We start from the raw sequence: 16,749 nt of genomic DNA on the forward strand, positions 1-16,749 counted from the left end.
AGCCCGTTCATTCTTGGATGAATCAGTTTAGATCCATTTTTGTGCGATACTCAAAATCCATCAAAAATTATCTCGCTTTTTCTCAATTTGCTGCCGCAATCATTGTTTCTAATAAAATTTGAGTTTAGGGATGGGCTCTTATACAGCAGTTATGTGCGATGACAATAACGGCAGAGGGGAATCGAATGAAAAAAACTATTGTGTTTTTTTTAATAAGTATCTATTCTTGCACCAATCATTGCATGGATACACCTAAATCTATGTGGTCACGAACAATTTCATTTCTTGAATCATTCACCTCAGACAAAAGTTCAAAAATTTGGATAACAACAAATGACGGACAAATTACTGAATACAATGAAAACATCTGCAGTCAATCAACATTGCTACTCGAAAAAATAAGGTTAAATAATAAAGGATCAAATAAAGAAAATCCTATAATAGATGTTCCCTTATCCAAGGAACAACTTGTGCTTTTTGCTAGGGCAATTTATACACCAATAGAGAAATTTGATAAGATTTCTCCTGAAAAAAAATATCTCTTACTTGCCATCGCAAACACACTCAAATCACGCTATCTCTATGCACTATTAATCCATAAATTATTGCCAGCCGACATAGATAAAAAAATTAGAAAATTATATTTTTCACATGATGATATCAAAGATGGCATGATTAAACACAGCACACCACTCACCAGTATTATGTACTCTTACTTTCTTCATCCAATAATTAAGGCTCAATTCACCGATTCGGGAGATTATTATCTTTTAGAAATCCTATCAATGAGTCGTTCTGCAGATATAATAGCTAATTATACTGTACGAGCAACTGCTACTCAAAAATTGATCAAAGAATTGAACAACTATGACATCGTACAATTAAGTCCAAAGAATAACTGCGTAGCTCTAGCCCGCACGAGAGAATTGCCCTTCATACTCGAGCTGTATGATATTGATACCGATACAATAATTTCACTACCAGCACAGGGAGCTATTTCATCCATTGCCCTAAGCCCTGATGGTAATTATATTGCTGTCGCCCTTAAAAATAGTATACATTTGTGGAACATACATGATAAAAACCGTATCACAAAAAAGAACCTTGTTGGACACACAAAAACTATCCGAGCTCTCGCATTCAACGAACAAAGCACTTTACTTATTTCTGGGTCGAATAACGAGGAAAACTGCATACTATGGGATATCAGTGATTACAACAATATAACTAAACAAATAATATTGACAAACCGACACCATCATTTTGATAGTTTTATTTTTAGCACCAATAATAACAATATTCTGTGCGGAAGAGTAAATAGTACTCCTCTTTACTTCTCAAAAGAAAACCAGGACTGGTCTTACCACTGTATACCGAAGGAATATAGCTTTGTTACTCTGCTCAAACAAGATCCTCATTATCCATTTGGAGCATCATGCCTTGCAAATGATAAATTATATTTATGGAGTACTAATGAAGAACCAACACGTACCCCACTATTGATTCTTCGCGATACCCATCCAATTAAAGATGTCAAGTTTAGCAATAGTGGTCACTTTGTATCTCGCTCAACATGTAACTTTATCATATGGAACCATTGTGGAAAAAGCATCAAAACGATTACTTGCGCAGAAACCACCCCATTGTTTGCCACACTGAGTCCTAATGGTCAACATTTTCTTTGTGTAAAAAAAAGTGGTATTTCTAATATCAACGTCACCATTCATAGATTTGTTGATGAAAAAATAATCAAGGAAATGGATAAATCATTAATTACCATGCAGGGATTATTATTACAAGATATGCGCACTACAAACAAACCTTTGATTATACAAGATAAAAGTCTTCAAGCACAAACCTGGAAATTGTTTAAACCATCCCACCAAAAATTGCTACAATAACTATTCACTACTCAAAATACTGATTAATTTCTCTGTAGGAAAGGCCCCTTCGCGAACAACAATAATTTTTTCTCCAGTGCAATCAATAATGGTTGAAGGAAGGATAGATTCTGCATTGTCATCATTCAAAACAACACATACAACAGAACGCATGATACTTTCATCTACCTCTTCTATGCTATTCGGCACAGGCCCGCCTGCACAGTTGGCACTTGTCGAAAATAAACCATCAAATCTTTCCAATAGCTGTAACAACCCAGCATGATCCGGAACTCGTATAGCAACATTGCCCTCGGGCGACTTGATACAGGGCAAAATTGTTGCCTTTGCCTTAAAAATCAAGGTAACCGGTCCTGGCCAACAAACATTCATTATTTTTTCAATTTGGCATATTTTACTATCGTCTTTTTCAATCAAATTAAGAGCTTTTTGCTGGTTTTCAACAAGAATGAGATATGGTTTTTTTGACCGATTTTTAATAGAATCAAGTTTTGCATATCCTTTTTCCGATAGTTCAGCTAGAAGGCCTAAAACCGTGTCTCCCCCGGCTAAAACAACCCTACCACTACGCAACTGTTTTTCTACGTAAGCTACTGTTTTTGAACTACCCCACAATAATGGTCTCATATAAAGCCTTTTTCTTTTGTAAATAATGGCGTAAAGCCCGCATTATAATTTCTTGTTTGACATTTTTGCATTATGATATATCCTAATTAACAGGCTAGGATTTTTGCCTAACTGACTAATTTTTACTAAATTTGCAAAAAACAACCAATAATTGGCATAATTGTCCTAATAAAGGGCGCCCGATCAGCAGTATAACGGAGGTTGGGCTAAAATATCAAAGTAATAATAAATAATCATTAGACCATGGAGAATTCGATGAAAAATGTAACAAACCAAAAGCCTACTGCTGCAACTAAGGGCGCAGGAAAGCAACGTAGCTATAATGAAATAGTCGACTACTTAGAAGCTCGTTGGACAGCAAACCGTGCTGATACCACACTTTCATCCCTCAAACAACTTGATAAAGCTCTTGGTTCTCTTTCTCAAAAAGTTCCTACCATCGTCATTGCGGGTACAAATGGCAAAAGCTTAACAGCTCATTTTACCACTCGCCTATTGCGAGAAGAAGGTTTAACTGTTGGTACCTTTTATGCACCACATCTTTTAACGTATAACGAACGCTTCTCTCTTAATAACGAAACTATCTCCAATAAACTTTTGACTGATGTTGGTAATGAAGTTATTAATATTGCTGAAGATCTTGGTCTAGCGATGAACTCATTTGAATTGCTCACCATGATGGCACTTGTTCACTTCAAACAAAGCAATGTTGATGTTGCTATTTTAGAAGTTAATGAAAATGGACCATCTGACGCAACCAATATTTGCTCATCAAAAATAGTAGCTATCACTAGAATTATTGATCCTCAAGCATCTCCAAATGCTAAAAGCACTGATAAAGCATTAATTCAAGAAATTTTAAGCATCGTCAAACCAGGTGCGATTGTTGTTTCTGCTGATCAAAGCAAACTTAATCTTCAAACAATGCAAGACATTGTTATAGAAAAAAATGCTGATTGGGCAATGCCTATTCGCAAACTAGCTCCTCTTGCATACCCATTTGAACAATTACACGGTAGATGTGCAGCATTAGCGGAACGTATTACTTCTATTTACATTAATTCATTTGCTAATAAAAATGCCGTCCTTGTCACAAATAGCCTTCTTACCAAGAAAAAAGGACAACGCGGTAGACCAACGCTTGAAGTAAAACGTCAAACAGAACTCAATCCAAAACGCACCATTGAACAATTCTGGAAAGAAACATTGAGCACATTGCCAGGACACTTCCAATTATTGGACAAAGAAAAACCAACAATTCTTTTGGATCCTGCAGCAAATCTTGATGCATTTAAAAATTTACTTCTTGGTACAAGACTTCTTCATTACAAGCGTCCACTGAAAGGCTTAACTATAATTCTTGGTTGCAACAATGAAGAATTAGATATTCACGAACTTATTAAATTGCTTCGTTACTTCTTCAAAAAGACATCTGGCCAAGTTATTGTGTGCCCAGTAGAACCAGTTCCTGGACACAAAGGTCATAAAGCGTGGGATATTGAAAAAGTAACTAACGATATCAAGAGCTTAAAAATAAAAGCTAAAGCAACAGCAAACTTTGCTGAAGCGCTTGAAGCTGCACAAAAAACTGTTGATGAACGCCATGGTGTTATTGTAATCACCGGTTCAACATCAATCGTTTCTGAATATTGGAAGCATAAAGGTCTTAAAAAACTTTCTAGCTAAGTTTTGCGCGCTCGTTCTGAACTTGTTGAAGAGTAAAGCGCGCTTAATCCTTCAACAAGTTCAGGATGAGCGCAGCGAGATTCTGGACTTGTGTTTACTTATGAAATAATTATTTATGTTATCAATTGTTCTTGGTTTATTGATCGGAACTTTATACGGGCTCTTCTTTGTTACCCAACAAAGAAGAGCTTTGTCTTTGGATCGAACAACTATTACTCATCATCTTATGAAATCTGTTCTCCTTTCTTTTACACGTTTTACTATTTTAGCTTTGAGTATGGTATATATATTGCACTCATCATCAATCAATCTTATACTAGTACTAATATCTTTTACCCTAGCATTTTGGTATATCGTACGTAACAAGAGGATGCGCCACCATGAACGGTGCTGAATTAGTTGAAATACAACAATGGTCTTTTGGCTCGTTAATCGGTTATGAAGAAAATCCACTATTTAATGTTAACAGTGAAATAGTTATCCATACGTGGATTATTATGATCATTCTGGCAGTAGCGCTTGCATGCGTTAATTTTATTTTGCGTCATACAACCTTGGGTCGTTTTATTCTACTCCAATTTGTTTCTTTTTTTGTTGATCTAACCAAACAATCGCTTGGATTATTTGTGTATTCTCACTGCGTTTTTGCTTCATCTCTTTTTATTTTTATTGCACTGTGTAACACAGCACCACTTATTCCATGGCTTGACGAACCAACGAGAGATTTAAATACAGCACTCGCTCTTGGCATCATTGCATTTTTTTACATCCAGTCCGCGACAATCAAAGCACGTGGAATTGGTTCTTATGTAAAAGGTTTTTTTCAACCATTTTTTGTTATGCTTCCTCTGAATATTATAGGAAAATTATCTTCTATCGTATCCATATCATTCCGTTTGTTTGGAAATATATTCGGCGGCGCAGTTATCACCAAGCTCTATTTCAGCGCTATACGAGGGTCAATAATTCTTGAATTATTAGGCATTCTTTCTGGTATTAATTTTTTGCTTATTGCATTCTTTACTCTCTTTGAAGGTCTTTTGCAAGCATTTGTATTCGCTATGCTTACACTCACCTATCTTTCAATAGGATGTCAAAAAGATGGCGGACACTAATTAAGGAAATAACATTATGCACGCTTCACACGAATTTTTACACTATGGCGCAATAACAACATCAATCGTGATGAGTTCAATATCTGTTGGTATTGGTCAAGGCCTTGTCAGTTGGAGCGCTCTTAATGCTATGAATCGCCAACCTGCAGCACAAGATGATGTTATGCGTATTGCAATTATTGGTATGACCTTAGTAGAAACAGTTGCAATACTGGGACTACTCACTTCAATTCTTTTGTTAATTTACACAAATATACATTCAGAGAATATGTTCGCACATTACTCTGAATTGGGCATTATCGCTGCTATGGGAATCACCGGACTGACCATTGGACTTGCTTCGACATTTCCTGCTCAAGCAGCTTGTCATGCAGTTGCACGACAACCCTTTTTTACACATCGTATTTCAGCTTTTATGCTTATGACGCAAGTACTTATCCAAACGCCGATGATTTTAGCGTTTCTTGTTTCACTTTTTATTCAGGGACAAGCAAGTTCGGCAGCTACAATGAGTGATAGTCTTCGTCTTATTGCAAGCGGACTTTGTGTTGGAATAGGAAGCATTGGGCCTGCAATTGGATTAAGCGTCTTTGCCCAAGCAGCAATAAACAGTTTGGGAAAAAATATTAAAGCATATGATAAACTACTCTCATTCACCTTGATCAGCGAAGCACTTATTGAAACTCCAATTATTTTTTGTTTAATAATAGCAGTTACACTACTTTTCGTAGTTCCCTACGATGGAATAGATAACAATATTGATGGCCTTATATTTTTAGCAGCAGGTTTATGTACCGGACTTGGAACACTTGGTGCAGGAATCAGTTCAGGAAAAACTGCCGCTGCTGCATGTACTCAGATTGGCCACAATCCAGGTGCTTATAATATTCTTTCTCGCACCAGTATACTTGCACAAAGTTTAATTGAAACAATGGTACTGTACACCGTTATTTTATCACTGTTGATGATTTTATTTCGATAAAAAAAGCACCGATTTTTAGTTGGTGCTTTACTCATACATAAAAAATTTTTTTTATCTCAGTGCAATGTTAACAACCGAGAATTCATTTCTCTACCACTATATTCTCGATTTTGCCAGAACGTAAAAGGATTACCAATCGTATCTAACAGTACTGGCATAATAATTTTTGCTCTCACTGAATCATTATCTTTTAAAGCGCTATCCTTTTTATCACGTCTTTTTAAACAATCATATGCTGTTTTACCTTCATCATTGGTAATTGTAACATCAGCACCACGAAGAACTAAAAATCTACTTAATTTCTTATCTGACTCTGCATAGTGCAATGGAGTATTACCATCTATATTTTGAGCGTTTACATCAGCTCCACCATCAACAAGCATCTCTGCGATTTCCATTCTTTTCTCACTAGGACTCATAATGCCACAAGCATAATGTAATGGTGTCCAAAGCTCAAAATCCTGAGCATCAACATGAACACCACAACGCAATAATTCCCTAGTTCGTGATACGTCTTTAGAACTAACTACATAATGCAATAATGCTGTACCATGAACTGGTGCTTGAGCATTAAGATCCGCTCCATGTGCAACAAGTATTTTAAAGCATTCATCTTTTTCTTGTTCCGTAAGTTCACTACTTAGCACATTCAACGCAAATGGATAGCCCTTCCCATCTTTTTCATTCACATCGGCACCAGTTGTTACGTATGTCCACAAAATATAAAAATCTTTAGTTTCTAATATCTGATGCAAAGATTCATTCAAAGATATTTTTTGCCTTTTGGGTGCCCTATTGAATGCAGCCTCTGCTCTTGCATGGCGCTTCATAGCTATAGTTTGACAACTAATTAATCCAAATAAAACCACTAGAAGTAGTTTTCTAGCAATCATCATGATTCCCCTAAAGAGATTATTATTGTAAATAAAAAACATTATTACTTTCACAAAGTGTAGCAGAAATTAAAAAAAAACATATTCCATTTGGCAGAACACAATAATTTCGACCAGATTAATCGGCAATCTTGCATCATAGATATTTTTCAAAAACAACGGCTAAATAATGACATTCGTCTCCATCCTTGAAAGACCGTGATTTTCTGTCATATTTAATAAATATATAGAATTAGAAAAGCACAATCATCAAACAGAGGCACACAACCATGCATGATCACCTACTTTCTGCGATTGGAAACACTCCACTTGTTCGGTTACCATTCGATACACCAGCAACACTTTACGCAAAACTTGAATATCTTAACCCTGGTGGCAGCATAAAAGATCGCTCAGCATTTTTTATGGTTGAACATGCTGAAAAAACAGGTTTACTCAAACCAGGTGGAACCATTATCGAAGCTTCATCAGGAAATCAAGGAATCTCACTTGCTATGATTGGTGCCGCAAAAGGATACAAAGTCATCATCACTACAACTTCAAAATTCAGCCAAGAAAAATTACAAACAATACAAGCGTACGGAGCTGAAATAGTAATGTGTCCCCAGACACAATTCATTGACGATCCAAACAGTTACCAATCAACAGCAAAGCGCTTGCAACAAGAAACACCCAATTCTTTTATGCCAAACCAATACTTTAATCCTGTCAACGCGCAAGCTCATTATACTCTTACTGGCCCAGAAATTTGGCGACAAACAAACGGTACCGTCACCCACTTTTTTGCTGCAGCGGGTACTGGTGGAACTGTATACGGCGCAGGAAAATATTTAAAAGAACAAAATCCGAACATTAAAGTTATTGCAATCGATTCAATAAACTCATTCCACTCAACAAAAGGAAACCCAAAACCATATAAGCTTGAAGGAGTAGGAATCGATTTTGCTTCAGATGCTGTTGATTACACAATGATGGATGAAATTATTCCAGTGGCAGACGAAGATGCTTTTGCAATGCTCAAAACTTTAGCACGCAATTACGGATTTTTAGTGGGATTAAGTAGCGGTGCTGTTGCATGGGGAGCACATCATTACTTACCACACTTAAAAGAAAATGATGTCGCTGTAATGATCTTTGGCGATTCCGGGCGTGCTTATTTGACAAAAAATGTGTATTAAAAAAAGGAGCGTAGTATGTGTTTTTCAGCACAAGCAAGTTTTATAACCGCCAGCGCATTATCAATCGTTAGTCTTTTGTCGATAAAAAAAACACATAACAAAAAATTGATTCCTCTTGCTGCAAGTCCACTTTTTTTTGTAGTACAACAAGCCTGCGAAGGTATTGTATGGCTAACACTCAATGCTGGTGATACAACAAGTACATTGCATAACTTTGCAATGTACAGCTTTCTTTTTTTTGCAGGCACATGGTGGCCCATATGTATACCAATTATATTGTACATTCCTGAAAAAATTCATACACGCAAAAAGCTTTTATCCTATACATTCATTATTGGCATAATAACAGCAATTATTCTTTTTTTTGCATGGACATTACAGATAACAGGCGTTGAAAATGTAAACCATAATCTTAACTACCCAGTAGTAAACTATCCATTTGGCATAACAAATCAAAATATTGCATGTGTATTTTCATGGATTATTTCACTATCGTATTGTGTTGCAACAGTAACTCCACTATTTATTTCTAGCATCCGATACACATGGGCACTTGGAGTTGCTGTTAGTTTAGGATTAATTGTTTCTTATATTTTTTACGCAATGACATTTCCATCGGTTTGGTGCTTTTTTGCCGCCGTGAGCAGTATTATCATTTATTTTATTGTATAATCTACCTTTACAGATCTCCCCCGTACTAGACTAGGAAGAAGGGGGAGTGTTATGATCTTTTGTATAGTAGTATACTTATATCTACTCATTGCTCTTTTTACAACCAACTATGCCATGGATAGTTCAGCTAAAGTATGGGTCAGAACAAGTGATAAAAAAACTATTTCATTATCTATGGTAGAAGGCACTCATTCTTGTCTTATTGAAACACTCAGTACAGCCTACAATACGGGAACCAGTAAAAAAAAACCTACCAATATCTGGATTTCTAAAAAAGATATCCGATTGTTTCAAGCAATCCTTCACAAACCTGCTCTCTATGAAGAATTGACAAGAGAAAAATATTTTAATGCTCTAAGAATTGCTGAGCGCCTCAAAGCTCCCTTTTTATATACAACCTTGCTCAATGCACAATTACCCCCAACTATATGTGCTCTGATTACACATAAATACATCTGTCACAGAACAATCTACGAAAAAATGTATGACGTTTTTTTTGTAAGAACCAAATATGAACCTGCAAACCTCTGGGTATTTACCACAAAGCCAACATGGTGTATAGAGGCAGAAACAAGGCTCGCTTACTTAATACATAGAATAACATTACCACAGGCAACCATTCTCATGAATATTCATCGTCCAAATTATTATAACACATGCGCTATATTACTCCCTCATATGCCAGGATATGATGCAATTACATCATGGAAAAAACACGACCAAGATTTTCTTTTTAATAACCTACCAGTAATAGTAAACGTAAAAAAAACAAAATTAGGAAATCAAGCACTCTGTGCGTTTTATTTCAACACATAAAATGTATCAAGAACAGATATATCAATTGGCCGTGGAACTTTTTCTAATGGCGTTGCAAAAATTATTTCATAACCAATACATTTTAATACTGCAATCACTTGTTCAACATGAGAACCTCCTGCGACAACAAAAATAAATGGTGTTGTAGGACATGTAACAATTGAATGCAAAATATTCATATCAATCAGAGAGCTATCAAAAATGCATAACTTCTCAAGTTCTTGGCGATACCGCTTAGGCTGTAGTTGTGCACAGTAGTGAGCAACGGTACATTTCTGATCGGCACATAAACGCATTTTTACCAACATATCACGTACTGCTGCTACTGTTTTTCTATAAACCTTATTAAGCTGCTTGCCATCATCATATTTTTTTATTTTTTCAAGTTCGTCAATCACCTCGTTATGCAAAGATAAGGCTGTAATTGTTGCACTTGAGCGCAATGAAAAAGGATTCGCCTGAATGTTATTAAGCAATGGTCCAATTCCTGCTACACGACAATATCGAAACTCAACATTATCCACAGCAATGCCAAGTTCACGAGCTTTATGAGCCAATTGACCAAGCATTCCCTCGGAGCAATTAATACCATAGTTACAACAAATCATTCTTCCATCATTATTCATAGAGCTTAAATCTTCAACAACAAGTTTACCTTTTAAAGCCGCACATCTTTTTAATAATAACTCAAGATGCATTCGCTGATTTTTATTAGCAGGATGTGTTTTATCATGATAATCAGCGAGTAAGATAATATATTGAGTATGTTTATGTATCGTCTTCTTTGCCACGCAACCATGGTAAAAGTAACCAAAAACATTATTACATAACAATAATGCCATGATTACAATACTCCCCCATACAATATTTTTCATATTTCCTCCTTATATGCATGATGTATTAATTTAAATATATTACAAATAGGAGTGTTTAAACAACTATTCATAATAATATTGCTTTTTAGAGTAGCGGCACACTACAATTAAAGTGAAAGGAAAAATTTAAGTATGAAGCCTACAATGCAAAATGGTAAGATAAAAAGTCTTTTATATGTCCTGGCAGGGTTGGGTGGGATCAGTCTTATTATTCTTGTTCATGAAGCAGGACATTTTCTTTTTGCAAAATTTTTTAACGTACCCACACCAGTCTTTTCTGTGGGCTTTGGACCAACCATTTGTGCGTTTCCGATAGGAGAAACAATCTTTAAATTAGCGTTATTTCCTTTTGGTGGTTACGTTGAAATGGATCCGGAAATATTAGCTCAACAACGCTATATTCCTAAAATGCTCATTATTTTTGGTGGCATATTATTCAATCTTATTTTTGCCTACTGCATACTGTTGTACTATGCAATACGTAATCGATTCTCTCTCACCCCTGTCATCAGCACAATTACACCTAATTCACCCGCTGATCATGCAGGATTACAACCGACTGATACCATTATTGCATGCAACCACCAACCAACTCTGTCAAATCCTGACCTCATCACAAACGCAATTGCCGCATCAGAAGGCAAAACACTTATATTGACAATTGAACGAAACGGAAACGAACAAGAAGTACCGGTCACCCTCAATGCTGAACATCCTCTTTTTGGAAAAAATGCGGGATGGCTTGGTATAGAATTAGAAAAAAGACGAATAGAAAACCCATCAATGCTCAACTCCCTACAAAAGGGTCACCAACAATTTGCTACAACAACACAGGATATGAAGCATGCCGTCTCAAATATTATGACAAAAAAAGATCAGCAAAATATGATCATCGGTCCCATTGGCATTATCAGCATGATAGGAAAAAGCCTTGCCATAAACTCACAACTTTATTGGTTTATGTTAGCTATAGTGAGTTTAAACATAGCGCTTATCAACGTCTTACCAATTCCCTTCCTTGATGGCGGAAAAGCACTCGTATTTACCATAGAAGCAATAACAGGAACAATAATACCCTCAACCATGCTCTGGCTCATCTCTGCAATATTTCTCGCACTCTTTATATTTTTTATGGCGACAATCACCATGAATGACGTGAAACGATTATGGAAAAAATAAGAAATAGTCTTTACCGGGGTCCCCATGTGAAATGAAATGCAACATGGGGTTAAAATCCCCCACCTAAGACAAAATGTCAAAGATAGGGGAAATGGAGGTTATCTATAAATATATGTAAGTCATCTGACTTGTCCTCCGAAGCCTTGGCATAGGAGGAAAACTTTAGTGAAAGAGAACTAAATAAAACTACCCCAACCAATAAATAAAATCAAACTTTCTCAGCAAGCTGGGCACGTAACACTTTTTTATCAATTTTACCCGTAGCGGTCGCAGGAAGTTCTTTTGTATCACAATAAAACTGTCGTGGAACTTTGTACGATGCTAAATGTTGTGTACACAATGTTCGCAAACTCCGTTCACTATCCTTTTCAAGAGAGCGTAGTTGAACAAATGCAACAGGAACTTCACCTTCACCATCATGCACACCCACTACAGCAGCACGAATCACATTTGGATGCAATAATATTACGTTTTCAATTTCTTGTGGATAAATGTTAAAACCTTTGTGAATAATAAGATCTTTTTCACGCCCAGTAATCACAATACGGCCTTTATGATCAAGATACGCCAAATCACCAGTATTCAACCATCCATCTTTTAAAACTTTATCCGTAGCTTCTGGTGCATTGTAATAACCAAGCATCACATTATCACCCTTTACCCAAAGAATTCCTATGTTTCCCTGTGGTAAATCAGCACCCTGCTCATCTCGGATTGCACATTGAATGCCAACTAACGGCTTACCAACGTTACTTGCAGGAACGGTTTCATCATCAAGATTAGCCGAAATAACTGGTGTTGTTTCTGTTAATCCATATCCATTTGCTAGTTTTCTTCTATAAATTAACCCGAATCCTGCACGAATTTTATCTGGTAATGCATCACCACCAGAAACAAAAAGGCGTACTGAATCAAGTGGAGCTGTTTTCATTAAACACAAAAGACCATACAGCGCAGGAACACCTAAAAAGATGGTTGGTTTATGGTGCAAACCTTCCAGAATATATCGACGTTCAATTTTAGGAACCAAAATAATAGTGATGCCATAAAAAATCGCCGCCCACACACAGGTATTTTGCGCAAAACTATGAAATAATGGAAGCACTCCCAAAATTCGTTCTTCCTCAGGTTTACCAAGCAAAGACGCAATCTGCAACACATTCGTCATAATATTTTTTGAACTGAGCATTACCCCTTTGGGAAGTCCCGTTGTTCCGGATGTGTACAATAAAGCTGCTAATTCTTCTGGTTCTAAATCTACGATTGTATCTTGTACTTCTGCCGACTCATCTGCATCATCCATATCAAGTTCTGTAAGAATGGGAGGTATATTCTCAGCAGCTTTTGTAAACAATTCAATACGGTCAGATGATGTTAAAATAATGGCCGGCTGCGCATCTGCAATAATATGCGCAAGCTCTTTTTCCTTTAAAAACGTATTGACTGGTGCAACGACAACGCCTGCTTGCCACAATGCAAAATAAGCTATATAAAACTCAGGCGAATTTTCAAAACATATAATTGCTTTATCGCGCGCTTTTAATGCATAACGTTCAACAACTTTTTTGCCCAATGCACATGCAAGTGCATACAATTTTTTATACGTGATTTTTTTGTCTTGATAAATAAGCGCAATAGTATCGCCATGCATCTGTGTTGCTCGTAATAATAATCGACCGGCAAACATCAATTTACCATCGCGCAGCACGGTTTTATATAACTCATCAAATGCATACTGCTCTTTTTCTTGTGCGGACTGGTTCATAGTCATAATTTTACTCTTTCACCCCATACTGCGTTTTACTACGTATGGGGACCCCGCAGGTTACCCTGATAATTTGTATTTTTTACTCTTCTATTTTTATAACTTGTACAGGACATTTGGCAGCAGCGTCTCTGATGCAATTCTCAAACTTTTTAAAGTCTACCCCCGCTTGTACCTGTGATGTAACAACAACTTTAAAAACTTCTGGTGCTAAAAACTCACACGAACCGCAGCTAATACATCCTGGTTCTACTTTTACATTTTTCATACACAACCTAAAGACATTGGAGCGGGATACCGCTATACTTTACCTATATTATCTTCAAAAAATCATTTTTGTTTCCGCGCTCATCCTGAACTTGTTGAAGGATAAGGCGCACATTAATAATCTATCCTATTTTAAGCAAAAAGGTAAACCATGCCACAACTAGCTCGTGGAATTTTAATCGCAATTGAAGGAATTGATGGTTCAGGAAAATCAACCCTTGCCAAAAACATATCCGCATCATTAGAGCAACAAGGATTCGATACAGTGCTCACAAAAGAGCCTGGCCACTCACAACTCGGCAAAGAAATTCGCGAGCTTGTACAAACCCAAAATATGCCAATTTCGCCCCGTGCTCAATATTTACTCTTTGCCGCAGACCGTGCACAGCATTTTGATGAATTGATTATTCCTGGACTTACACACAATAAACTTATCATTTCTGATCGCCTTTCCGATTCATCCCTTGCATATCAAGGATACGGTAATGGGTTAGATCTTGAAATGGTTAAGACCATCAATAATTGGTCAATGCACACAATTATTCCAGACCTTACCATTTTTATTCGCATTCCCGTTGAAATTGCTCTTGACCGTTGCAGCAAACGTGGCGCACTTTCTGCCTACGAAAAACGTGACTTTCTACATAGAGTTGCTGCAGGATTTGAGGAGCTTTATAAAACTCGCGTAAATGTTATCATAGTAGATGGAACTGAATCACAAGAAACCCTTAATAAACACGTTTGTGATGCAATTGAACAATGGATACAAATCAGGAATATTGTTTCTTAACACACACACATAAAACGCTTCCGCCCGCTCAACTATTTATTGGGCAACATGCACAGGCACTAGAAGCAGTAGAATTATTTTTGCAAAAAATGCTCTGCAAAAATAATGGCTGCAATACGTGTATCATGTGCTTACAGATCAGAGAAAAACAACATCATGCACTGATGTGGTTGCATCCGGAGAAAAACTACACCATTGATCAGTTTGATGATCTTTTTACAACACTTTCACTGCAATTACAATCTGATGAGCTTTTTTTCTTTATCATCCAAAAAGCAGACTTTTTAACTGCAGCATGCGCTAACAAATTATTAAAACCAATGGAAGAACCTCCAACTGGCTATCACTTTATTTTACTCGCCGAACGAGTAGAACAAATAGTACCAACCATTACATCGCGATGCGTTATCTATAAATTAGATACTGCAACATCAGCACAAATATCTCATCCGTTATTTGAAGTTTTCACCAAAAAAATAGCTGCCAGCAACGATTTTTCCAAAATCATCGACTCTGCAAATATTAATGAACGTGAAAGTATGGAATTACTTGACCAAATACTCCATTACTGGTTTACAAAATATCAACAAGACAAAACAACGCATGTGATTCCTCTCATTACTATGCTACAAAAAGCCCAATTGCAACCACCTATGCCGGGAAGCAGCATAACGTTTTGGCGTAATTTATATCTTCAGTTATGTAATGATCTCGTTTCTATTAATTAATTTTTGATGCCCTTAAACATACCATTTACTATCCGCCCTTCGATTATTTTTTTGCATATAAAAATATAAAGAATTAAAAAAGTATTGCTTTTTGGATTACTTAACAAGTAGGTTTAAGATAAATAAACCCTCATTGTGAATTAGAAGACGTATTACATAGTGTAATACGCTCGCCATTTGGGATAAGGAGAATGTTATGAAGTACTCTCGTATAAGATTAGCAATCCTATCATTATTTTTTACAACTGGAATAACAGTAGGTAAGCCTTCGTATTGGCAGAAGATAAGTTTATCTGATCTCTATGTAGCTCCTGGAACCAACAAACTGAGCATTAATGGAGTACCTCAAAGTTTTAAGAATATTAAACTCAGAAATGATGGAGCACCTGATAAAGTTGAATCCAAACTTTTCAATGCAAAATCGTTTACGCTAACATTTCCAACGCATAAAGCGGACTGGTTTTTAAATGATCCATCGTGTGACAGATTAAAAGGACATGAGTTTGCACAAACTCAAACACGCCTAAGAAGTGATTATATTTCTTCTATTAGTGGTCTTTCATTCCTGGGCAGCATACGAAATAAAAAGATCGGACCATTTAATGAGAATCATTTTGCTATTTTTTTTCATATACACAAATGCTATGACGGTGGACCTGAATATGGCTTTGCATTTTATGAGAATATGAAAACAGCTCTTTTCTATGTCTGTGGTGATTGTAATCTCAACAATCAGACATGGTGGGATTGGCCAGGAAAAGATGGAAAAGAAATAGGAAACGAGAGAGTAAATGATCCTGAAAATAAGGTAGCAACGGCCCTAAGTGATCCATCACAAGAACGTTATTACAATATTCAAGTGATAGAAAATGGTAACTTTATCGTTCAGGTTATAAACCCTCAGACATGGGAAACATTAGAATGTACTATTAATAAACCAGCAAATTTTCCTAATCTTTATGGAAAAGGTGGATACATAACAATAAATGCCAAAAGAGCTGATAATTCTACCACTGATCTTGGGTATTTTGAATTAAAAGAAATTAAGGTTTGGCAATAAAAATATGCATCTTAATGTAAAAAATGAAGTAGAGGGGCTCGCCATGATCTCCTCTATTTCATTTTTGGTTTACAAAATATCAACAAGACAAAACAATGCATGTGATGATTTAACCGCGGCCTTGCAGCAACAAACCTTAACAAAAATCCATACAAAAATAGTATTGACAATCAATCATTCGATTTTTTACGCTCACTCCAATCTTGAAAATCTAT

At 36.4% G+C, this 16,749-nt stretch carries 16 protein-coding genes; 11 read left to right on the forward strand and 5 right to left on the reverse strand.

The features are described from left to right. Nucleotides 1-185 precede the first annotated feature (185 nt). The gene (locus tag VJJ26_04475) at nucleotides 186-1,901 is read left to right on the forward strand and encodes a hypothetical protein (GenBank protein HLC07414.1); all 1,716 of its coding nucleotides are present in this window, start codon (nucleotides 186-188) and stop codon (nucleotides 1,899-1,901) included. Here the strand turns inward: VJJ26_04475 and VJJ26_04480 are convergent, their stop codons facing one another. Continuing rightward, nucleotides 1,902-2,528: an L-threonylcarbamoyladenylate synthase gene (locus VJJ26_04480; protein HLC07415.1), complete on the reverse strand. Its 627-nt coding sequence runs from the start codon at nucleotides 2,526-2,528 to the stop codon at nucleotides 1,902-1,904. It lies immediately after the preceding gene. A 255-nt stretch (nucleotides 2,529-2,783) separates the two neighbouring features. Here VJJ26_04480 and VJJ26_04485 point away from each other — a divergent pair, with 255 nt between their 5' ends. From VJJ26_04485 to VJJ26_04495, 3 genes are all read left to right on the forward strand, one after another. Continuing rightward, complete coding sequence (locus VJJ26_04485; protein HLC07416.1) at nucleotides 2,784-4,214, forward strand: hypothetical protein; 1,431 nt, start codon at nucleotides 2,784-2,786, stop codon at nucleotides 4,212-4,214. Between the two features lie 380 nt (nucleotides 4,215-4,594). Then, the gene (locus tag VJJ26_04490; GenBank protein ID HLC07417.1) at nucleotides 4,595-5,329 is read left to right on the forward strand and encodes a FoF1 ATP synthase subunit a; all 735 of its coding nucleotides are present in this window, start codon (nucleotides 4,595-4,597) and stop codon (nucleotides 5,327-5,329) included. Between the two features lie 16 nt (nucleotides 5,330-5,345). Further along, on the forward strand, nucleotides 5,346-6,311 hold the full coding sequence (locus VJJ26_04495; protein ID HLC07418.1) for an ATP synthase F0 subunit C: 966 nt from the start codon (nucleotides 5,346-5,348) through the stop codon (nucleotides 6,309-6,311). Between the two features lie 56 nt (nucleotides 6,312-6,367). On the opposite strand, the gene VJJ26_04500 is transcribed toward VJJ26_04495, so the two are convergent. After that, on the reverse strand, nucleotides 6,368-7,207 hold the full coding sequence (locus VJJ26_04500; GenBank protein ID HLC07419.1) for an ankyrin repeat domain-containing protein: 840 nt from the start codon (nucleotides 7,205-7,207) through the stop codon (nucleotides 6,368-6,370). Between the two features lie 266 nt (nucleotides 7,208-7,473). On the opposite strand from VJJ26_04500, the gene VJJ26_04505 reads away from it, so the two are divergent. From VJJ26_04505 to VJJ26_04515, 3 genes are read left to right on the forward strand one after another with little or no spacing between them, the layout of a single operon-like run. Next, entirely contained in the window at nucleotides 7,474-8,382 is a 909-nt protein-coding gene (locus VJJ26_04505; GenBank protein ID HLC07420.1) for a cysteine synthase family protein, read from the forward strand. Nucleotides 8,383-8,397: 15 nt separating this feature from the next. Then, nucleotides 8,398-9,054 (forward strand): DUF6629 family protein, encoded by a 657-nt coding sequence (locus VJJ26_04510; protein ID HLC07421.1) that lies wholly within the window; start codon nucleotides 8,398-8,400, stop codon nucleotides 9,052-9,054. A gap of 51 nt (nucleotides 9,055-9,105) precedes the next feature. Next, on the forward strand, nucleotides 9,106-9,870 hold the full coding sequence (locus VJJ26_04515; GenBank protein HLC07422.1) for a hypothetical protein: 765 nt from the start codon (nucleotides 9,106-9,108) through the stop codon (nucleotides 9,868-9,870). On the opposite strand, the gene VJJ26_04520 is transcribed toward VJJ26_04515, so the two are convergent. After that, entirely contained in the window at nucleotides 9,855-10,745 is an 891-nt protein-coding gene (locus tag VJJ26_04520) for a hypothetical protein (protein ID HLC07423.1), read from the reverse strand. The genes VJJ26_04515 and VJJ26_04520 overlap by 16 nt on opposite strands. A gap of 132 nt (nucleotides 10,746-10,877) precedes the next feature. On the opposite strand from VJJ26_04520, the gene VJJ26_04525 reads away from it, so the two are divergent. After that, nucleotides 10,878-11,924 (forward strand): M50 family metallopeptidase, encoded by a 1,047-nt coding sequence (locus tag VJJ26_04525; protein HLC07424.1) that lies wholly within the window; start codon nucleotides 10,878-10,880, stop codon nucleotides 11,922-11,924. Between the two features lie 208 nt (nucleotides 11,925-12,132). On the opposite strand, the gene VJJ26_04530 is transcribed toward VJJ26_04525, so the two are convergent. Next, nucleotides 12,133-13,695 carry an AMP-binding protein gene (locus VJJ26_04530; GenBank protein HLC07425.1) on the reverse strand — a complete coding sequence of 521 codons (1,563 nt, stop codon included), beginning with the start codon at nucleotides 13,693-13,695 and terminating at the stop codon, nucleotides 12,133-12,135. A 76-nt stretch (nucleotides 13,696-13,771) separates the two neighbouring features. Next, on the reverse strand, nucleotides 13,772-13,957 hold the full coding sequence (locus tag VJJ26_04535; GenBank protein HLC07426.1) for a ferredoxin: 186 nt from the start codon (nucleotides 13,955-13,957) through the stop codon (nucleotides 13,772-13,774). A 150-nt stretch (nucleotides 13,958-14,107) separates the two neighbouring features. Between VJJ26_04535 and tmk the strand changes: the two genes are divergently transcribed. From tmk to VJJ26_04550, 3 genes are all read left to right on the forward strand, one after another. Further along, complete coding sequence (gene tmk / locus VJJ26_04540; GenBank protein ID HLC07427.1) at nucleotides 14,108-14,746, forward strand: dTMP kinase; 639 nt, start codon at nucleotides 14,108-14,110, stop codon at nucleotides 14,744-14,746. Beyond that, nucleotides 14,716-15,474 (forward strand): hypothetical protein, encoded by a 759-nt coding sequence (locus VJJ26_04545; protein HLC07428.1) that lies wholly within the window; start codon nucleotides 14,716-14,718, stop codon nucleotides 15,472-15,474. The genes tmk and VJJ26_04545 overlap by 31 nt, the downstream gene beginning before the upstream one ends. Nucleotides 15,475-15,670: 196 nt before the next feature. After that, nucleotides 15,671-16,534: a hypothetical protein gene (locus VJJ26_04550; protein HLC07429.1), complete on the forward strand. Its 864-nt coding sequence runs from the start codon at nucleotides 15,671-15,673 to the stop codon at nucleotides 16,532-16,534. Nucleotides 16,535-16,749 lie beyond the last annotated feature (215 nt).

The organism is Candidatus Babeliales bacterium (genome assembly GCA_035288105.1).
GTDB lineage: Bacteria > Babelota > Babeliae > Babelales > Vermiphilaceae > SOIL31.